This is a genomic window from Pseudomonas sp. PSE14, assembly GCF_029203285.1.
In the GTDB taxonomy this organism is placed as follows: domain Bacteria; phylum Pseudomonadota; class Gammaproteobacteria; order Pseudomonadales; family Pseudomonadaceae; genus Pseudomonas.
The window spans coordinates 705,666-723,536 of the sequence record NZ_CP115669.1 but is presented as its reverse complement, the minus strand read 5'-3'; the positions used below and the strand labels follow the sequence as shown (position 1 = coordinate 723,536).

At 66.8% G+C, this 17,871-nt stretch carries 19 protein-coding genes; 12 read left to right on the top strand and 7 right to left on the bottom strand.

Features of this window, described 5'->3' with window-relative positions:
* The first annotated feature begins 20 nt into the window (after nt 1-20).
* The 3 genes from O6P39_RS03405 (at nt 21) to trxA (ending at nt 2,204) form a co-directional block, all read left to right on the top strand.
* Entirely contained in the window at nt 21-476 is a 456-nt protein-coding gene (locus O6P39_RS03405) for a YbaY family lipoprotein (RefSeq protein WP_275610029.1), read from the top strand.
* Nucleotides 473-1,129, top strand: a complete 657-nt coding sequence (locus O6P39_RS03400; protein WP_275610028.1) for a 50S ribosomal protein L11 methyltransferase — start codon at nt 473-475, stop codon at nt 1,127-1,129. Before O6P39_RS03405 ends, O6P39_RS03400 begins: the two co-directional genes overlap by 4 nt.
* Nucleotides 1,130-1,334: 205 nt before the next feature.
* Nucleotides 1,335-2,204: a thioredoxin gene (gene trxA / locus O6P39_RS03395; RefSeq protein WP_275610027.1), complete on the top strand. Its 870-nt coding sequence runs from the start codon at nt 1,335-1,337 to the stop codon at nt 2,202-2,204.
* A 113-nt stretch (nt 2,205-2,317) separates the two neighbouring features.
* Here trxA and O6P39_RS03390 read toward each other — a convergent pair whose 3' ends face one another.
* Nucleotides 2,318-2,662 carry a hypothetical protein gene (locus O6P39_RS03390; protein ID WP_275610026.1) on the bottom strand — a complete coding sequence of 115 codons (345 nt, stop codon included), beginning with the start codon at nt 2,660-2,662 and terminating at the stop codon, nt 2,318-2,320.
* Nucleotides 2,663-2,790: 128 nt separating this feature from the next.
* Here O6P39_RS03390 and O6P39_RS03385 point away from each other — a divergent pair, with 128 nt between their 5' ends.
* From O6P39_RS03385 to O6P39_RS03360, 6 genes are all read left to right on the top strand, one after another.
* On the top strand, nt 2,791-3,345 hold the full coding sequence (locus O6P39_RS03385) for a DUF2796 domain-containing protein (RefSeq protein ID WP_275610025.1): 555 nt from the start codon (nt 2,791-2,793) through the stop codon (nt 3,343-3,345).
* 9 nt (nt 3,346-3,354) lie between these two features.
* Nucleotides 3,355-4,062, top strand: a complete 708-nt coding sequence (locus O6P39_RS03380; RefSeq protein ID WP_275610024.1) for an ABC transporter ATP-binding protein — start codon at nt 3,355-3,357, stop codon at nt 4,060-4,062.
* 2 nt (nt 4,063-4,064) lie between these two features.
* Complete coding sequence (locus tag O6P39_RS03375) at nt 4,065-5,330, top strand: ABC transporter permease (protein WP_275610023.1); 1,266 nt, start codon at nt 4,065-4,067, stop codon at nt 5,328-5,330.
* A gap of 9 nt (nt 5,331-5,339) precedes the next feature.
* A complete protein-coding gene (locus O6P39_RS03370; protein ID WP_275610022.1) occupies nt 5,340-5,858 on the top strand; it encodes a DUF3299 domain-containing protein in 519 nt (172 codons plus the stop codon).
* A 133-nt stretch (nt 5,859-5,991) separates the two neighbouring features.
* Nucleotides 5,992-6,711, top strand: a complete 720-nt coding sequence (locus O6P39_RS03365) for an OmpW family outer membrane protein (protein WP_275610021.1) — start codon at nt 5,992-5,994, stop codon at nt 6,709-6,711.
* Between the two features lie 57 nt (nt 6,712-6,768).
* Nucleotides 6,769-7,125 (top strand): SirB2 family protein, encoded by a 357-nt coding sequence (locus O6P39_RS03360; RefSeq protein ID WP_275610020.1) that lies wholly within the window; start codon nt 6,769-6,771, stop codon nt 7,123-7,125.
* On the opposite strand, the gene O6P39_RS03355 is transcribed toward O6P39_RS03360, so the two are convergent.
* The 4 genes from O6P39_RS03355 to O6P39_RS03340 all read right to left on the bottom strand — a co-directional run bounded on the left by O6P39_RS03355 (nt 7,106) and on the right by O6P39_RS03340 (nt 11,275).
* On the bottom strand, nt 7,106-8,053 hold the full coding sequence (locus O6P39_RS03355; protein ID WP_275610019.1) for an NAD-dependent epimerase/dehydratase family protein: 948 nt from the start codon (nt 8,051-8,053) through the stop codon (nt 7,106-7,108). The two genes, O6P39_RS03360 and O6P39_RS03355, sit on opposite strands and share 20 nt — an antisense overlap.
* Nucleotides 8,046-8,930 (bottom strand): sugar nucleotide-binding protein, encoded by an 885-nt coding sequence (locus tag O6P39_RS03350; protein ID WP_275610018.1) that lies wholly within the window; start codon nt 8,928-8,930, stop codon nt 8,046-8,048. The genes O6P39_RS03355 and O6P39_RS03350 overlap by 8 nt, the downstream gene beginning before the upstream one ends.
* Nucleotides 8,931-9,050: 120 nt before the next feature.
* Entirely contained in the window at nt 9,051-9,614 is a 564-nt protein-coding gene (locus tag O6P39_RS03345) for a DUF934 domain-containing protein (RefSeq protein ID WP_275610017.1), read from the bottom strand.
* A complete protein-coding gene (locus tag O6P39_RS03340; RefSeq protein WP_275610016.1) occupies nt 9,611-11,275 on the bottom strand; it encodes a nitrite/sulfite reductase in 1,665 nt (554 codons plus the stop codon). Before O6P39_RS03340 ends, O6P39_RS03345 begins: the two co-directional genes overlap by 4 nt.
* A gap of 345 nt (nt 11,276-11,620) precedes the next feature.
* Between O6P39_RS03340 and ccoG the strand changes: the two genes are divergently transcribed.
* From ccoG to O6P39_RS03325, 3 genes are all read left to right on the top strand, one after another.
* Entirely contained in the window at nt 11,621-13,030 is a 1,410-nt protein-coding gene (gene ccoG, locus O6P39_RS03335; protein WP_275610015.1) for a cytochrome c oxidase accessory protein CcoG, read from the top strand.
* 86 nt (nt 13,031-13,116) lie between these two features.
* The gene (gene mapR / locus O6P39_RS03330; protein WP_275611874.1) at nt 13,117-14,532 is read left to right on the top strand and encodes a GntR family transcriptional regulator MpaR; all 1,416 of its coding nucleotides are present in this window, start codon (nt 13,117-13,119) and stop codon (nt 14,530-14,532) included.
* Between the two features lie 291 nt (nt 14,533-14,823).
* Nucleotides 14,824-16,602, top strand: coding sequence for a hybrid sensor histidine kinase/response regulator (locus O6P39_RS03325; protein ID WP_275610014.1), 1,779 nt, complete (start codon nt 14,824-14,826; stop codon nt 16,600-16,602).
* 89 nt (nt 16,603-16,691) lie between these two features.
* Here the strand turns inward: O6P39_RS03325 and cobM are convergent, their stop codons facing one another.
* Both cobM and O6P39_RS03315 read right to left on the bottom strand, forming a co-directional pair.
* Nucleotides 16,692-17,447 carry a precorrin-4 C(11)-methyltransferase gene (cobM, locus tag O6P39_RS03320; RefSeq protein ID WP_275610013.1) on the bottom strand — a complete coding sequence of 252 codons (756 nt, stop codon included), beginning with the start codon at nt 17,445-17,447 and terminating at the stop codon, nt 16,692-16,694.
* A complete protein-coding gene (locus tag O6P39_RS03315) occupies nt 17,444-17,857 on the bottom strand; it encodes a cobalamin biosynthesis protein (RefSeq protein WP_275610012.1) in 414 nt (137 codons plus the stop codon). The genes cobM and O6P39_RS03315 overlap by 4 nt, the downstream gene beginning before the upstream one ends.
* Between the last annotated feature and the right edge of the window lie 14 nt (nt 17,858-17,871).

Genomic DNA, 17,871 nt, shown 5'->3' with positions numbered 1-17,871 from the left:
CGCCGCGATGGAGTCCGCCCATGTCCGCCCGTCTTCTCTGCCTGTCCCTCATTGCCCTGCTCGCTGCCTGTTCCAGCGACAAGCCGGCGCCCCCGTCGCAGGCCCCGCAATCCGCGCCCGCCCGTGCCGCCGCGGCCGAAGCCCCGGTGCCGGCCAACATGCGCGCGCTGACCGGCCTGCTCAGCAGCCGCCAGGGCTACCTGCCCGCCGGAGGCGAAGTGGAACTGGCCCTGCTGGTGATCGATGAGCGCGACCGCCCGCAACAATTGCTCTCCAGCGAGAAGCTGATTGCCACCGGCCAGGCCCTGCCCTTCCGCCTGGTATTCAACCCGCAATCCTTCCCGACCGGCGCCCGTGTCGAACTGCACGCCCGCGTCTCGCAGTCCGGCCAGCTCGCCTGGCGCCTGCCGCCGGTGCGCATCACCCAGCCGGAAACCCAGGCCCTCGGTGAGCTGCGCCTGGAGCGCGCGCCGTGACCGCGCCGCTGCCACTACAGCAAGCGCTGAGCGACCTGCTGGGCGACGCCCGCCTGGCGGCCGAGCGTCTGCCCGGCACCGACATCGACCTCTGGCTGATCGACGCGCAGAACATGGATCGTGCCTTCAGCCCGGACGAAACCCGGCGCATCCTCGAAGAACCGCCCTACTGGTGCTTCTGCTGGGCCAGCGGCTTGGTGCTGGCGCACTGGCTGGCGGAACAGCCGGAATGGGTGAGGGGCAAGCGCGTGCTGGACTTCGGCGCCGGCTCCGGCATCGCCGCCATCGCCGCCGCCAAGGCAGGTGCCGCCGAAGTGGTGGCCTGCGACCTCGACCCGCTGGCGCTGCAAGCCTGCCGCGCCAATGCCGAGCTGAACGGCGTTGAGCTGAGCTATTCGGACGACTTCTTCAAGGAAGCCGACCGCTTCGACCTGATCATCGTTGCCGATGTGCTCTACGACCGCGCCAACCTGCCGCTACTGGACGAATTCCTCAGCCGTGGCCGCGAAGCCCTGGTGGCCGACTCTCGGGTGCGCGACTTCAGCCATCCGCTGTACCAGCGCCTGGGGATCCTCGAAGGCTGCACCTGGCCGGACCTGGCGGAACCGGCGGAGTTCAGGCACGTCAGCCTGTATCACGCGCGGCGCGGCTGAACCGGGAACGCTTCTGTAGGATGGCGTGGAGCGAATCGATACCCATCAATTAGCGCTCCGACAGCATGGGTATCGCCTAGGCTCCACCCATCCTACGTTGGTGCGTTGATTCATGCCGGGCGCTAACCGGGAGCTTGTTTCCGTTCCCCACCGCCCCCACTTATAGTGGCAACCTCTTCATCGCCCCACTCGCCCGAGATCCCCCATGAGCGATACGCCCTACATCTTCGACGCCAGCATCGCCAACTTCGATCAGGTCGTCATCGAGAACTCCTTCGTCAAGCCGGTCCTGGTGGACTTCTGGGCCGACTGGTGCGCGCCGTGCAAGGCGCTGATGCCGCTGCTGGCGCAGATCACCGAGTCCTACCAGGGCGAGCTGCTGCTGGCCAAGGTCAACTGCGACGTCGAGCAGGACATCGTGATGCGCTTCGGCATCCGCAGCCTGCCCACCGTGGTGCTGTTCAAGGACGGCCAGCCGGTGGACGGCTTCGCCGGCGCGCAGCCGGAATCAGCAATCCGCCAGATGCTCGAACAGCACGTGCAGCCCCCGGCGCCGGCCGCCGCCGATCCGCTGGAGGCCGCACAGACCGCCTTCAACGAAGGCCGTTTCGCCGAGTCCGAAGCCCAGCTCAAGGCTCTGCTGGGCGAAGACAACACCAACGCCGCCGCACTGATCCTGTACGCCCGCTGCCTCGCCGAGCGCGGCGAGCTGGGTGAAGCCGAAACCGTGCTCAACGCGGTGAAGAGCGACGACCACAAGCAGGCACTGGCCGCTGCCAAGGCGCAGCTGACCTTCCTGCGCCAGGCCGCCGACCTCCCCGACGCCGCCGCGCTGAAGACCCGCCTGGCCGCCGACGCCAACGACGACGAGGCCACCTACCAGTTGGCCATCCAGCAACTGGCCCGCCAGCAGTACGAGGCGGCCATGGACGCCCTGCTCAAGCTGTTCGTGCGCAACCGCAGCTACGGCGAAGACCTGCCGCGCAAGACGCTGGTCCAGGTGTTCGACCTGCTGGGCAATGACCACCCGCTGGTGATCGCCTACCGCCGCAAACTGGCGAACGTGTTGTATTGATCGATCCGCCGCCGCGTTCGCGGCGGGAAATCGACCTTGTAGGAGCGAGCTTGCTCGCGAACCAAACCCGCAGCGGGGCTGTTCGCGAGCAAGCTCGCTCCTACGAAAAGCTTCTACTCCTCCGCCCAGTTGAAGACCTGCACGCCCTCGCGCACCTCGATCTTCACCTTCGGGCTGTGCCGCAGGCGCACCAGCAAACCCTTCGCCGCCCCCGCGCTGCCGGCCAGCGCTTCCAGCTCATTCATCAACTGCGGACCTTCGCTGCTGCCACTGCGACGCAGCAGGTCCTGCGCGGCCAGCCACAGCTGATCAGCCGGACCGCTCGACACCGTTGCCGGTGCGGCGGGCGCAACGGCCGCTGTCGGCAGGTTCTGCGCCAGACGCGCCCAATCGGCATCGTCCATCTCCACGGTCAGGTCCACCGGCCAATCGCCGATGGTGCCTTTGATTCTCAGCATCGCCCTTCTCCTCGCGGCCTTTCGCGCATGCTCCCACGGCATCGGCGCCACGCCAAACCCACGCTAAGCTGGCGTTAATAATTCATCTGTTATAACGTAACAAAATCATTCATCTGTGGAGTTCTCCCATGCGCCCCCTGCTCCTCGCTGTCGCCCTGCTGCCTTTTGCCGCACAAGCCCACGACGAACATGAACACGGCAGCCTCGGCAAGCACGAGCATGGCGTCGCCCAGCTCAACGCCGCGCTCGACGGCAAGACCCTGGAGCTGGAACTGGACAGCCCGGCAATGAACCTCGTCGGATTCGAGCACGCCGCCACCAGCGCCGCCGACAAGGCCACCGTCGCTACGACACAAGCCCAGCTCAAGCAACCGCTGCAACTGGTCAAGCTCCCCGCTTCGGCTCAATGCAGCGTGCAGTCGGTGGAGCTGTCGAGCCCGCTGTTCGGCGATGCACCGGAGGCCGATGATCACGACCACGACGAGCACGAAGGCCATCAGCACGCCGATATCCACGCCCACTACCAACTGACCTGCGCCCAGCCGCAGGAGCTCGCCACCCTCGACTTCGCCCCGCTGTTCAAGCGCTTCCCGACGACCCAGAAAATTCAGGTACAACTGATCGGCCCGAGCGGCCAGCAAGGTGCAGAATTGACCGCTGCCAACCCGACCCTGAACTTCTGAATCGCCGAAATGACCGCATTGCTCGAACTCGACAACCTCGGCTTCGCCTGGCCCGGCCAGGTGGAGCTGCTGGATATCCCCGCCTTCCAGTTGGCCCCTGGCGAAACCCTGTTCCTCAAGGGCCCGTCAGGCAGCGGCAAGACCACCCTGCTCGGCCTGCTCGGCGGCGTGCAGCGCCCCCAACGCGGCAGCGTGAAGCTGCTGGGCGAGGACATTGCGCAGATGAAGTCGGCGCGCCGGGATCATTTTCGCGTCGACCACACCGGCTACATCTTCCAGCAGTTCAACCTGCTGCCGTTCCTCTCGGTGCGGGAGAACGTCGAGCTGCCCTGCCACTTCTCACGCAGTCGGGCCGAACGTGCCACCTTGCGCCACGGCAGCGTGGCCAAGGCGGCGCAAACGCTGCTCAAGCACCTGGGCCTGGGCGACGCGGCGTTGATCGAGCGCCGCGCCGATAGCCTCTCCATCGGCCAGCAGCAACGCGTTGCCGCAGCGCGCGCACTGATCGGCCAGCCGGAGCTGGTGATCGCCGACGAGCCGACCTCCGCGCTGGATGCGGACGCCCGCGAAGCCTTCCTCCAGTTGCTGTTCGCCGAATGCCGCGAGGCCGGCGCCAGCCTGCTGTTCGTCAGCCATGACCAGAGCCTGGCGCCGCTGTTCGACCGCAGCGTCTCCCTCGCCGACCTCAACCGCGCCGCCCGCGCTCCGGGAATCTGAGCATGTACCTGTTGCGCCTGGCGCTCGCCAGCCTTTCCAACCGCCGCTTCACCGCGCTGCTGACCATCTTCGCCATCGCCCTCTCCGCCTGCCTGCTGCTGGCGGTGGAGCGCGTGCGCACCGAGGCCAAGGCCAGCTTCGCCAGCACCATTTCCGGCACCGACCTGATCGTCGGCGCACGCTCCGGCTCGGTGAACCTGCTGCTGTACTCGGTGTTCCGCATCGGCAACGCCACCAACAACATCCGCTGGGAAAGCTACGAGACGGTCACCCACAGCCCGCTGGTGAAGTGGGCGATCCCGATTTCCCTGGGCGACTCCCACCGCGGCTACCGGGTGATGGGTACCGACACCGGCTATTTCGAGCATTACCGCTTCGGCCGCGGGCAGACGCTGGAACTGGCCCAGGGCCGGCCCTTCGGCCAGGACCTGTTCGACGTGGTGCTGGGTGCGGAAGTCGCTGAGGCGCTGCACTACAAGCTGGGCGACAAGATCGTGCTGGCCCACGGCGTCAGCACCATCGCCCTGGTGCAGCACGACGACAAGCCGTTCACCGTGGTCGGTATCCTCAAACGCACCGGCACGCCGGTGGACCGCACCCTGCACATCTCGCTGCAGGGCATGGAGGCGCTGCACGTCGACTGGAAGAACGGCGTCCCCGCACGCGGCGCGGCGCGCATCAGTGAAGACCAGGCACGCAGCATGGACCTGCAGCCCAAGGCGATCACTGCCTTCCTGCTCGGCCTGAAGAGCAAGGTCGCCACCTTCACCTTGCAGCGGCAGATCAACGAATACGACGGCGAGCCGCTGATGGCGATCCTCCCGGGCGTGGCGCTGCAGGAGCTCTGGGGCCTGATGGGTACGGCGGAGAAGGCGCTGTTCGTGGTCTCGCTGTTCGTGGTGCTGACCGGCCTGATCGGCATGCTCACGGCGATCCTCACCAGCCTCAACGAGCGCCGCCGCGAAATGGCCATTTTGCGCTCGGTGGGCGCGCGGCCCTGGCACATCTTCAGCCTGCTGGTGGCCGAAGCCTTCGCCCTGGCGCTGGCGGGCGTGGCACTGGGCGTCGGGCTGCTCTACGCCGGCATCGCCGGCAGCCAGGCATATGTACAGGCGAACTACGGCATTTTCCTGCCACTGGCGCTGCCCAGCGCCTATGAATGGACCCTGCTGGGCGGCATACTCCTGGCCGCGCTGCTGATCGGCTGTGTGCCGGCGTGGCGCGCCTATCGGCAGTCGCTGGCCGATGGCCTCTCGATCCGCCTCTGAGGAAGCCCCATGCGCCGCCTGTTGTTCCTGCTGCTGATGCTGACCAGCGCCGCCGTGTGGGCGGCGCCGCGCGAGCTGACCTGGCCCGAGCTGATCCCCGAGGGCGCGCCGCCGCCCCCGCCGCCCGTGCCGCTGCACGACCTGTCCAAGCTCTCCGATGTACTCAATTCGGAGAGCGGCCCGGCGGTGAAGCAGCAGACGCCCAACGCCCCGGTGGTACAGGCCCTCGACGGCCAGGAGGTGAAGATGCCGGGCTACATCGTGCCGCTGGAAGTGGAAGAGGACGGCCAGAGCGTGCGCGACTTCCTGCTGGTGCCTTACTACGGCGCCTGTATCCACGTGCCGCCGCCTCCGTCCAACCAGATCGTCTATGTTCGAGGCGGCAAGGGCGTAAAAGTCGACGAGCTGTACCAGCCCTTCTGGGTCATCGGCAAGCTCAGCGTGAAGGCCGTGGAAAGCGACCTGGCCGAGGCGGGCTACCAGATGCAGGCCAGCAGCATCGAACCCTACGAATACACCGGCGAGTAAAGCGCGACATTTCACCGCACCCCGCGATACTACGAAGCTTGGGGGCTTTATTGAGCCAAATCAAAAATGCGTTTTTAGCACTCTCTACTATCCTGAGCACCAACACTTATACCAAAGAGATATGGAGCTCATCATGCGTAAGTCCTGGCTCACCACCTCGCTTCTTGCACTCGCCGTCGCGGCCCCCGTCGTGGCCCAGGCTGACACCATCCGCGGCCACAAGGCGGGCGACTTCCTCGTTCGCGGCGGTATCGCCACCGTAGCCCCGGACGACAGCAGTTCCGACATCAAGCTCGACGGCGCCAAGGTCAGCGGCACCAAGGCCACCGTCGACAGCGACACCCAGCTGGGCCTGACCTTCGCCTACCTGCTCACCGACAAGATCGGCGTCGAGCTGGTCGCCGCCACTCCGTTCAAGCACCAGGTCGACGTCAAGGGCCTGAACAAGGCTACCGGCCTCTCCGGCCTGGACGGCAAGCTGGCCGACATCAAGCAGCTGCCGCCGACCGTGCTGCTGCAGTACTACCCCATGGGCGGCACCAACTCCGCCTTCCAGCCCTACGGCGGCCTGGGCGTGAACTACACCACCTTCTTCGACGAAGACCTGGCCAGCAACCGCAAGGACCAGGGCTTCAGCAACCTGAAGCTGCAGGACTCCTGGGGCCTGGCCGCCGAACTGGGCATGGACTACATGCTCAACGAGCACGCCTTCGTCAACGCCGCGGTCTGGTACATGGACATCGACACCAAGGCCAGCGTCGACGGCCCGTCCGCTCTGGGTGTGAAGAAAACCAAGGTCGATGTTGACGTCGACCCCTGGGTTTACATGGTCGGTTTCGGCTACCGTTTCTGACGGAGCAAACATGAAAAAGGCGCCCAAGGGCGCCTTTTTCGTCTTCAGGGAATTGCCATGTACCTCGAACTCAAAGCACTGCACGTCAGCCTTGCGATCATCAGTAGCCTGCTCTTCGTCCTGCGCCTGGGGCTGAGCTGGTGGGGCAAGCGCCCCTCGGGCTGGCAGCGCGGCCTGCCGCACCTGATCGATACCCTGCTGCTGCTCAGCGCCTTGGGCCTGGTGCATCTGGCGATGCCCTGGCCATTGCCGGTGTGGCTGCAGGCCAAGATCGGCCTGCTGGTGTTCTACATCGTGCTGGCGGCATTCGCCCTGCGCAGCGCATCGAGACCGCGCAAGGCGGCGCTCAGTGTTCTGGCGCTGGGCTCGCTGGCCGGCATCTTCGTGCTGGCGATCAACAAACCCTGGTGGTAATCAGTTGGGCGAGACCTTCCGCCAGCGGCGTGGGCTCGTCCAACTGGAAGCGTTCACGCAGACGGCGGTTGTTCGCACGGGAATGGCGGATATCGCCGGCACGCGGAGCTGCGTAGGTGACCTGCGGCAGGCCGCCGGTGAGCTTGCCGATCTCGGCCAGCAGCTGGTTCAGGCTGGTGGATTGATCCAGCCCGACGTTGATCGCCGACTCGGCCACATCATCGGCCAGCAGCGCCTGCACCAGCAGCTTGACCAGGTCGCCCACGTAGATGAAATCACGAGTCTGCTCGCCATCGCCGAACACGGTGATCGGCAGGCCCTGCTCGGCGCGCTGGGCAAAGATGCTGATCACCCCCGAATAGGGCGACGACGGGTCCTGGCGCGGCCCGTAGACGTTGAAGAAGCGGAAGATCGCCGGCTCCAGGCCATGCTGGCGGCGATAGAAGTCCAGATAGTACTCGCTGGCCAGCTTGTCCGAGGCGTAGGGCGTCAGCGGCGCCTTGGCGGTGTCCTCGTCGATGGCGGCGCCTTCGCCGTTCTGCCCGTAGACCGCGGCGCTGGAGGCGAACAGCACGCGCTGGATGCCTTCCAGGCGCATGGCCTCGCAGAGGTTCAGGGTGCCGATGAAATTGCTGCGGTGGGTCGCCACCGGATCGTCCACCGATGCTTGCACCGAGGCAACGGCCGCCAGATGCGCCACGGCCTGGCATCCGCTCACCGCGCGACGAAGCTGCGCCTCGTCGGCGACGTTGCCGACCACCAGTTCGACGCGCGCATCCAGGTTCTCACGCTTGCCGGTGGACAGGTCGTCCAGCACGCGCACGGCAAAGCCCCGCGCCAGCAGCGCGTCCGCCAGGTGGGAACCGATGAACCCCGCACCGCCGGTGATGAGGATCGGCTGCGCGGAAGGGGAAAGACGTTCAGACATGGCGATAGTAACGATCCAGCAGGGCCGGCAGGCCGGCGCGCCAGGCGCGCGGCTTGATGCCGAAGGTATGAAGAATCTTCTTGCAGGCGAGCACCGCGTGCTGCGGCTCGTCGCTGGCGTCCGGACGCGCGGCGTGGGCCTGCGGGCTCGGTTCCTGTACGGCCAGGGCATGGAAGGCGCGAGCCTCGCCCAGCACCACCTGACCCAGGGACAGGGTGGTGGTGGCCTCCAGGCCGCCGTAGTGGTAGGTGCCCCAGAGCGGCGCCTGGCAGTCGAGTTGCTTGAGCACCGAGAGGATCACCCGGGCGGCGTCGTCCACCGGCGTCGGGTTGCCACGGCGGTCGTCGGCGAGGAACAGCACCTGTTCCTTTTCGGCGCGCTCTAGGAAGCGACCGAGCGAACCTTCGCGGCTATCGTCGATCAGCCAACCGAAGCGCAGCAGTACGTGGCGCGGGCAGGTCGCCCGGACCCACTGCTCCATGCGCCACAGCGCCTGGCCGCGAGGGCCCAGCGGCAGCGGCTCGTCCTTCTCGCTGTAGGCGGTGGCGCGGGCGCCATCGAATACGCGGTAGCTGGAGGGCTGGATCAGCAGGATTTCGTGATGCTGGCAGAGTTCGGCCAGGCGCTCCACCGCGCGCTCCTGGCTGGCCAGGCGGGCATCGCTGACGCTCTCGGCCTGGAACCAGTCGAAGTAGTAGGCAAGGTTGATCACCGCGTCGGGGCGGGTCTCATCCAGCAGGACGGTGAGGCTGGAAGCGTCCCAGCCCCCTTCGGGCGGCCGGGGGGCGAGGAAGCCGATGTCCTCCTCGGCGCCAAGGCGGATCAGCGCCTGTCCAAGGGCATTACCGCCACCCAACAGCATCAGGCGCATGCGCATATTCTGGGGGTCACTCGAATCCGTGGGTTACCGCCGGCACGCACGGGCGCCGGAGGGTGATGCCCGCATTTTTCCTGTGCCCCGGCATAGCGTCAAGCGTGGCCGACCCGCTGCGCCTCGTCAGGAGCGGCGCCGGAACAGCGGGCGCGGCTCGATGACCGAGCGCCCATAGAGGACGCTGAGGCCGGCAAGACCCTTCAGGGCGTCCTCCACGGACTTGTCCTCACGCACGGCAAAGGCGTCGAAACCGCACTGGCGCATGTGCGCCAACTGGTCGCGCAGTACGTCGCCCACGGCGCGTAGTTCGCCGCGCCAGCCCAGCCGGCTGCGCAGCAGATAGGCCAGGCTGTAGCCACGGCCATCGCGGAAGCTGGGGAAGTCGATGGCGATCAGCGCAAGTTCGTCCAGCCGGCCGATCAGTCTTTGCGGATCATCTTCCGGCGCCAGCCAGACCCCCTGCGTTTGTAGGAGCGAGCTTGCTCGCGAACCGCCCAGCTCCGGTGCACCCGGGATTTTCTGTTCGCGAGCAAGCTCGCTCCTACAGGGTGTTCCAGCCAGCCACTGCTCCAGTGGCAGGATCAGTTGGCCCTCGGGCAATGCCTCGGGAACCTCGCGCAGCAGAGTCCAGGCATCCTCGGCATCGATTTGCGCCACGCCATCCTGCAAGCGAATCAGGTTCTTCATGCCGGCACCTCCGTCTGGCGGTAGACCCGCGCCTTGAACGGCTCCAGGCCGATGCGCTCCACCGTCTCGACGAAGCGCTCACCAGCACCGCGCTGCGCCACGTAAGTCTGGATCAGCGCCTCGATCACGTCCGGCACCTCGGCGGCGCTGAAGGACGGACCGATCACCTTGCCCAGTGCGCTGTTCACGCCCTGCGCGCCACCGAGGGTGATCTGGTACCACTCGCTGCCGTTCTTATCGACGCCGAGGATGCCGATGTTGCCGATATGGTGGTGTCCGCAGGCGTTCATGCAGCCGGAGATGTTCAGGCTGAGGTCGCCCAGGTCGTGCAAGTAGTCGAGGTCCTCGAAGCGCTGCTGGATGCCCTGGGCGATGGGGATCGACTTGGCGTTGGCCAGTGCGCAGAAGTCGCCGCCGGGGCAGGCGATGATGTCGGTGAGCAGGCCCTGGTTCGGCGTGCCCAACCCGGCGTCGCAGGCCTCCCGCCAGAGTGCGTACAGATCTGCCTTGCGCACGTCCGGCAGCACCAGGTTCTGTTCGTGGGCGACGCGGATTTCGCCGAAGCCGAAGTGCTCGGCCCAGTCGGCCACGCGCTCCATCTGCGAGGCGGTGACATCCCCCGGCGGCGCCTCGGCGCCCGGTTTGGTGGACAGCACCACGCTGGCATAACCCGGCACGCGATGCGGGCGCACATTGCGCGAAACCCAGCGGGCGAATGCGGCGTCGGCGGCCAGCGCCGTGCCGTAGGCAAGTTCGTCGGCAGGAGCGTAGACCGGCGGATCGAATGCGGCCGCCACGCGCTCGTATTCGTCGAGGGTGAGTTGCGCCTCGCCGTCGCGCAGGTGCTGCCACTCCTCCTCCACTTCACGGGAGAACGCCTCGATGCCCAGCGCCTTCACCAGGATCTTGATCCGCGCCTTGTACTTGTTGTCGCGCCGGCCGTGGCGGTTGTACACGCGCAGGATGGCTTCGACGTAGGACAGCAGGTGCTGCCAGGGCAGGTCGTCGCGGATCACCTGGCCGAGCATCGGCGTGCGCCCCAGCCCGCCGCCGACCAGCACCTTCAGACGCAGCTCGCCGTCCTCTGCGCGGCGCAGGTAGAGGCCGATGTCATGCATCATTACCGCCGCGCGGTCCTCCTCGGCGGCGCAGATCGCGATCTTGAACTTGCGCGGCAGGAACAGGAATTCGGGGTTCACCGTGGACCACTGGCGAAGGATTTCCGCCAGCGGGCGCGGATCGAGGAACTCGTCGGCGGCAACCCCGGCAAAAGCCTCGGTGGTGATGTTGCGCACACAGTTGCCGGAGGTCTGGATGGCATGCATCTCGACATCGGCGAGGCGTTCGAGGATGTCCGGCACACGCGCCAGTTCCACCCAGTTGAACTGGATGTTCTGCCGCGTGGTGAAGTGGCCATAGCCACGGTCGTGCTCGCGGGCGATCCAGGCCAGGGTACGCATCTGCTCGCTGGACAGAGTGCCGTAGGGAATCGCCACCCGCAGCATGTAGGCATGTTTCTGCAGGTACAGGCCGTTCTGCAAGCGCAGTGGCAGGAATTCCTCTTCGCTCAGCTCATCGCTCAGGCGCCGCTGCACCTGATCGCGGAACTGCGCCACCCGTTCGCGCACCAGGGCGCGGTCGTAATCGTCGTATCGGTACATCGCCAGGCCACCTTCGGATCGTTGCGTGGCGGCCTGCTTCTGTCGTCGGACGCGCCACTTTTCGGTTGACCGAACTATGGCCGGCGCCTGTTGTGCAAAACAGCGGCAGATCGAACGGGAAAAACCGGATCAGATGCGAGCGATGCTTGCCCCGACGGGCCTGCGACCAGTTGCCGCAACAGGCCCGATCAGGCGCTTTATCACGTATGGCGCCAACCCCGCAGCGACGCGGCACAGGGCGGATTTCGCCATCTGATATGGTTTTTTCCGGCGAACCTGAATCTGTTTCGGGTGCAGAACGGTTCGTACAGTCGCGGCGCCTCTTCTGCCTGATGGGCCACGACAATGAGCGAAAGAATCCCCGCGAAGGTCATCGAGATCGACGCACCACAACGTTTCACCCCGCCGCCGAAACCACTGTCGGCCGTCACCCCGACGGTCTACACCAAGCGCTTCGCCGGACGCTTCCGCGACCTGCGCCGGCTGGGCGGCGCGCTGCTGTTCCTGCTGTTCTTCGGCACCCTGTGGCTACAATGGAACGGCCGCCAGGCGGTGCTCTGGGACCTGCCCGAGCGCAAGTTCTACATCTTCGGCGCGACCTTCTGGCCGCAGGATTTCATCCTGCTCTCGGCGATCCTGATCATCGCCGCCTTCGGCCTGTTCTTCATCACGGTGTTCGCCGGCCGCGTCTGGTGCGGCTACACCTGCCCGCAGAGCGTGTGGACCTGGATCTTCATGTGGGCCGAGCAGGTCACCGAAGGCGACCGCAACCAGCGCATGAAGCTCGACAAGGGCCCGGTCAGCGCCGAGAAGGTCCTGCGCAAGGGCGCCAAGCACGGCCTCTGGTTGCTGATCAGCCTGGTCACGGCGATCACCTTCATCGGCTACTTCACGCCGGTGCGGCCGCTGGTGGCAGACCTGTTCACCCTCAGGCTCGACCTGGAAAGCACCTTCTGGGTCGCCTTCTTCGCTGCCGCCACCTACGCCAACGCCGGCTGGCTGCGCGAGCAGGTGTGCATCCACATGTGTCCGTACTCGCGCTTCCAGAGCGTGATGTTCGACAAGGACACCCTGATCATTTCCTACGACGCGGCACGCGGTGAATCCCGCGGCGCACGCAAAAAGGACGCCGATCCCAAGGCCCTCGGCCTGGGCGACTGCATCGACTGCCAGCAGTGCGTGCAGGTCTGCCCCACTGGCATCGACATCCGCGACGGCCTGCAGATCGCCTGCATCGGCTGCGCCGCGTGCATCGACGCCTGCGACTCGGTGATGGACAAGATGGGCTACGACCACGGCCTGGTGCGCTACACCTCCGAGCGCGCGCTGGAAGGCGGCAAGACCCACCTGCTGCGCCCGCGCCTGATCGGCTACGCGGCGGTGCTGCTGGTGATGATCGGTGCGTTCGTCTGGGCGCTGGAAGCGCGGCCGCTGATCAACCTCGACGTCGCCCGCGACCGTGGCCTGTTCCGCGAGAACGCCGCCGGCGAGATCGAGAACATCTACAACCTCAAGCTGATCAACAAGACCCAGCAGCCGCAGCACTACCAGCTGAGCCTCGCCGACGGCGCCGGCTACCGCCTGCAGGGCGTGCCGGAGCTGACGCTGCAGCCGGGCGAGATCCGTGACTTCGCCATCTCGGTGGCAAGCCTGGCGCAGAGCAGCGCCGGCGGCTCGGTGCCGCTGCACTTCAGGGTCAGCGACGGCAATGAGGTGATCGACGCCGCCAGCACCTTCGTCTCACCGAGGCGCTGAAGATGGCGCGGGAGCTTGGCGTGACCTCGGCACAGCGCCTAGAGTGGGCGGATTCTTCCGCCCCTCAGGCCGCCGTGCAGGACAAGATGAAGCGCTACGAGAAATTCGCCGACGAGATCGCCGGCCTGATCCGCAGCGGTGTGCTCGCCCCCGGCCAGAAAGTCCCCTCGGTGCGGCACGCCAGCCGCACCTACGGGGTCAGCGCTTCCACCGTGTTCCAGGCCTACTACCTGCTGGAGGATCGCGGCCTGATCGTCGCCCGCGCGCGCTCGGGCTACTTCGTTCGCGAGCACGTGCAGCGCGCCCTGGCCGAGCCGGAAATCGCCCGCCACGACGCGCAGACCACCGAAGTGGACGTCAGCGAACTGGTGTTCTCGGTACTCAGTTCCATCAAGGACCCGGACACCGTGCCTTTCGGCTCGGCCTTCCCCGCACCGGAACTCTTCCCCCTGCCGCGCCTGGCGCGCTCCATGGCCCACGCCGTGCGCGACATGGACCCGCGCTCGGTGGTCGCCGACCTCGCGCCGGGCAGCCACGCGCTGCGCCGGCAGATCGCCCTGCGCTACATGGTCGGCGGCATGCCGCTGCCGGTGGAGGAGCTGGTGGTCACCAACGGCGCACTGGAAGCGCTGAACCTGTGCCTGCAAGTGGTGACCCAGCCGGGCGACCTGGTGGCCATCGAGGCGCCGGCCTTCTACGCCAGCCTGCAGGTGCTGGAGCGGTTGAAACTGAAGGCGGTGGAAATTCCCGTGCACCCGCGCGAGGGCATCGACCTCGACGTGCTCGCCGACAGCCTGGAGCGCCTGCCGATCAAGGCCTGCTGGTTCATGAGCAACTTCCAGAATCCGCTGGGCGCCAGCATGGCCGAGGACAAGAAACGCGCCCTCGCCGCCCTGCTGACAAAGCACCAGGTGCCGCTGATCGAGGACGACGTCTACGCCGAACTGTACTTCGCCGCCCAGGCGCCCAAGCCGGTGAAGGCCTTCGACAGCGAAGGCCTGTTCATGCATTGCAGCTCGTTTTCCAAGAGCCTGGCGCCGGGTTACAGGGTCGGCTGGGTGGCCGGCGGGCGCTACGCCGAGCAGATCGAGCGGCTCAAGCTGATGACCAGCCTGTCAGCTTCGGTGCCGGCCCAGGCCGCCATCGCCGACTACCTCCAGCACGGCGGCTATGACCGTCACCTGCGCAAGCTGCGCCACGCCCTGGAAAGCCAGCAGCACGCAATGCTCGCCGCCGTGGCCCGGCACTTCCCCGCCGCCACCCGCGTCACCCGCCCCAGCGGCGGCTATTTCCTGTGGCTGGAGCTGCCCGAGCAGATCGACGCGCTCAAGCTGTTCCAGCTCGCCCTCGCCCAGGGCATCAGCCTCGCGCCGGGGCCGATCTTCTCGGCCACCAGACGCTTCGGCCACTGCCTGCGGCTGAACTACGGCCACCCGTGGACAGCCCGTAGCGAGCAGGCGATGGAAACCCTCGGACGGATCATTCACTCGCTGCAAGGCTGATCGTTGCAGGACTGCTCCGCACATTCGGAAAGAATCTGTACCTGTGCGGCGGTTTGTCGCAGGAATACCCTGTCAGGCAGGAACCCGGACGAGGGAAACGGTCATGGATGCGGAAACTCTGACGATACTGCTGACGGTGTGCGCCGCCCTTGGCGTGCATTGGGGCGTGCGCTGGTACCTGCGGCGGGGAATGGCGTCGCGCGGCGACCACTGGCGGGCCTGAAAGCGCTGGGCTTGCCCGACCGTCGTTGCTATACAGTCAGTGCCCACTGACAGTCCACGGACGGCCCGATGAACCTCTGGCAGCGCGATCTCAGCCAATCCCCCTACGCCGAAGCGGTGCGCGCCGAACAGTTCGACGTGCTGCGGCGCAACTCGCCCTTCTCCATCATCGCTGCCTACCTGGTCGCCGGCCTCACCACCTGGGTGCTCAAGGGCGCTCTGCCGCTGGAGTCGCTGCTGGCCTGGTTCGCCGCACAAACCCTGCTCGGCGGCGCCCGCCTGTGGCTGCTGTGGCGTTACGACCAGTTGCGCGACAGCGGCGCGGATCCCCGGCGCCGCTGGCTGATCCAGGTGATGATCACCACAGGGCTGTCCGGCCTGCTCTGGGGCCTGCCCGCCGCCTACTGGATGACCGTGCTGCCGCCGTCGATGCAGATGTACGTGGTGGTCGTCCTGCTGGGCCTGGGCACCGGCGTGATGAACGCCTACAGCATCGTCCTGCCGCTGTTCTACCTGTTCATCCTGCCGGCCTTCGCCCTGCCCTTCGCCAGCCTGCTGGTGCTGCTGCCCGACGCCCTGAGCAAGACCCTTGGCGCGGCGGCGTTGCTCTACGCCTTCACCATCATCGCCTTCGCCTACCGCTTCCACGCGACCCTGGTGGACTCGCTGCTGCTGCGCTTCGAGAACATCGAACTGCTGCAGAAACTGAGCATCGAAAAAGAGGCCGCCGAACGTAGCGACCAGGCCAAGACCCGCTTCCTCGCCAGCGCCAGCCACGACCTGCGCCAGCCGACCTACGCCCTGGGCCTGTACCTGGGCGCGCTGAAGAAACAGCCACTGAACGAGGCCAGCGAGAACCTCGTCGACCACATCTCCCGTGCCCTAGCCGCGCAGGGCTCGCTGTTCGACGCGCTGCTGAACATCTCGCGCCTGGATGCCGGCATCGTCCAGCCCAGCCTGCAGACGTTCTCCCTCGCCGAACTGCTCGAACGCATCCAGCAGGAATGCAGCGTGCAGGCCGCCGACAAGGGCCTGAGTCTGCGCGTGCGGCCGGGCGCGCCGTTCGTACAGTCGGACCCTGCGTTGTTCGAACGCATCCTGCGCAACCTTGTGGAAAACGCCATCCGTTACACCGACCGCGGCGGCGTGCTGATCGGCTGGCGTAGCCGTGGCCGCCTGGTGCGTGTGGAGGTCTGGGACAGCGGGCCGGGGATTCCCGAGCGCGAGCGACAGAAGGTGTTCTGGGAATTCCACCAGCTCAACAACCCCGAGCGCGACCGCAGCAAGGGCCTCGGTCTGGGCCTGGCGATCGTCCAGCGCACCGCTCGCCTGCTCGATCACCCGCTGGCGCTGCATTCGCGCGAAGGCCACGGCAGCGTCTTCATGATCAGCCTGCCCCGCGCCACCGCCGTGCAGCCGCGCAAAGAGGAAATCCCACCGCCACGCACGGTGGTCGGCACGGACAAGCTGATCTACGTGATCGAGGACGACGCGGAAAACCGCGAAGGCCTGCGTCTGCTGTTCCAGAGCTGGGACTACCGCCACGTCATCGTCGCCGACGTCGCCGACCTGCTGGACGACCCGGCGGCGCGGGAGAAACCGGACCTGATCATCAGCGACTATCGCCTGCGCGACCACCAGACCGGCATCGACGCCATCACCCGTCTGCATGCCCACTATGACGACGACTGGATCGCCGCCGTGCTGGTCACCGGCGACACCGACCCGCACCTGCTCGCCCAGGCCGCCGCCCACGGCTGGCCGTTGCTGCACAAGCCGCTGGCGGCAGAACAGTTGAAGGCGATGATTGACGAACAGCTCAGCGAGCTGGAGCCGCTGGACGATTGAACCTGATGGCCTCTGTGGGAGCGAGCTTGCCCGCGAACAGCGTTACCCGGCGATACCAACGCTGGGCTGGTTCGCGAGCAAGCTCGCTCCTACAAAGAGCCGCCTCGATACAGATGCGCATGCCCGGCGCTGTACAGCGACGAATCGGTAAAGCCCTCTGCCCCCAGCACCTTGCCGACCAGAATCAGCGCCGTGCGACGGAAGCCCTTGGCGGCAGCCTTGGGCAGGATGTCGCCCAGAGTACCGGTGACCTGGTCCTGATCCGGCCAACTGGCGCGATGGATCACCGCGATCGGGCAATCCGCGCCGTAGTGCGGCAGCAGTTCGGCCACGATGGATTCCAGCTGGCCGACGCCCAGGTGAATCGCCAGGGTTGCGCGATGCTGCGCCAGCTCGGCGAGGGATTCGCCTTCGGGCATGCGCGTCTTGCTGGCATAGCGGGTAAGGATCAGCGTCTGGGAAATGTCCGGCAGAGTCAGCTCGCAGCCGAGAATCGCCGCACAGGCGGAGGTGGCGGTGACGCCGGGGATGATCTCGTAGGGAACATCCAGCTCGCGCAGCTGGCGAATCTGCTCGCCGATGGCGCCGTACAGCGACGGGTCGCCGGAGTGCACGCGCGCCACATCCTTGCCCTCGGCGTGGGCCTGCGCCAGTAGCGCGACGATCTCCTCCAGATTCAGCTCGGCGGTGTTCACCACGCGCTCGGCGTTATGCCCTTCCAGTACCGCCGGCGGCACCAGGGAGCCTGCGTAGAGGATCACCGGGCAGGAGCGGATCAAGCGCTGGCCCTTGACCGTGATGAGTTCCGGATCGCCCGGACCGGCGCCGATGAAGTAGACCGTCATGGTTGCTCCTGGGGCTCAACGGGGACAAAGGCCAGCGCACAGGTGGCCTGCTCGCTGCGGCGCTTGCCCACCAGCAAGCGTGCCGAGGCACCGCCCTGGGCTTCGGCCTGCAGCAGTGCCGCGGCCTCGGCCACGCTGGCGCTGCCTGTCGCCGCGCGCACCGCGTCGGAGGGCTCACCCAGGTGTTTCTCGCAAGCGGCCAGTTGTTGCGGCGTGAACAGCGCCAGCGGCAGGTCGAGCGCGGCGGCCAGGGCGGCCAGTCCTTCCTCGTCGGCCTTCAGCGTGGCACTGGCCAGCGCGGTGAGGTTCGACTCGTCGAGCCCGGCCTCGGCCAGCGTCTCCCGCAGCAAGGCACGCAGTTCATCGAGCGGGCAGCCCCGGCGGCAACCGAGGCCGGCAACCAGCGTCATCGTCACTCTCCTCC

Bases quoted from the DNA above. Each gene is read 5' to 3' on its own strand.
- O6P39_RS03405 (WP_275610029.1), top strand. From the start codon at position 21: ATGTCCGCCCGTCTTCTCTGCCTGTCCCTCATTGCCCTGCTCGCTGCC.
- trxA (WP_275610027.1), top strand. From the start codon at position 1,335: ATGAGCGATACGCCCTACATCTTCGACGCCAGCATCGCCAACTTCGAT.
- O6P39_RS03390 (WP_275610026.1), bottom strand. From the start codon at position 2,662: ATGCTGAGAATCAAAGGCACCATCGGCGATTGGCCGGTGGACCTGACC.
- O6P39_RS03385 (WP_275610025.1), top strand. From the start codon at position 2,791: ATGCGCCCCCTGCTCCTCGCTGTCGCCCTGCTGCCTTTTGCCGCACAA.
- O6P39_RS03380 (WP_275610024.1), top strand. From the start codon at position 3,355: ATGACCGCATTGCTCGAACTCGACAACCTCGGCTTCGCCTGGCCCGGC.
- O6P39_RS03375 (WP_275610023.1), top strand. From the start codon at position 4,065: ATGTACCTGTTGCGCCTGGCGCTCGCCAGCCTTTCCAACCGCCGCTTC.
- O6P39_RS03370 (WP_275610022.1), top strand. From the start codon at position 5,340: ATGCGCCGCCTGTTGTTCCTGCTGCTGATGCTGACCAGCGCCGCCGTG.
- O6P39_RS03365 (WP_275610021.1), top strand. From the start codon at position 5,992: ATGCGTAAGTCCTGGCTCACCACCTCGCTTCTTGCACTCGCCGTCGCG.
- O6P39_RS03360 (WP_275610020.1), top strand. From the start codon at position 6,769: ATGTACCTCGAACTCAAAGCACTGCACGTCAGCCTTGCGATCATCAGT.
- O6P39_RS03355 (WP_275610019.1), bottom strand. From the start codon at position 8,053: ATGTCTGAACGTCTTTCCCCTTCCGCGCAGCCGATCCTCATCACCGGC.
- O6P39_RS03350 (WP_275610018.1), bottom strand. From the start codon at position 8,930: ATGCGCATGCGCCTGATGCTGTTGGGTGGCGGTAATGCCCTTGGACAG.
- O6P39_RS03345 (WP_275610017.1), bottom strand. From the start codon at position 9,614: ATGAAGAACCTGATTCGCTTGCAGGATGGCGTGGCGCAAATCGATGCC.
- O6P39_RS03340 (WP_275610016.1), bottom strand. From the start codon at position 11,275: ATGTACCGATACGACGATTACGACCGCGCCCTGGTGCGCGAACGGGTG.
- ccoG (WP_275610015.1), top strand. From the start codon at position 11,621: ATGAGCGAAAGAATCCCCGCGAAGGTCATCGAGATCGACGCACCACAA.
- mapR (WP_275611874.1), top strand. From the start codon at position 13,117: ATGAAGCGCTACGAGAAATTCGCCGACGAGATCGCCGGCCTGATCCGC.
- O6P39_RS03325 (WP_275610014.1), top strand. From the start codon at position 14,824: ATGAACCTCTGGCAGCGCGATCTCAGCCAATCCCCCTACGCCGAAGCG.
- cobM (WP_275610013.1), bottom strand. From the start codon at position 17,447: ATGACGGTCTACTTCATCGGCGCCGGTCCGGGCGATCCGGAACTCATC.
- O6P39_RS03315 (WP_275610012.1), bottom strand. From the start codon at position 17,857: ATGACGCTGGTTGCCGGCCTCGGTTGCCGCCGGGGCTGCCCGCTCGAT.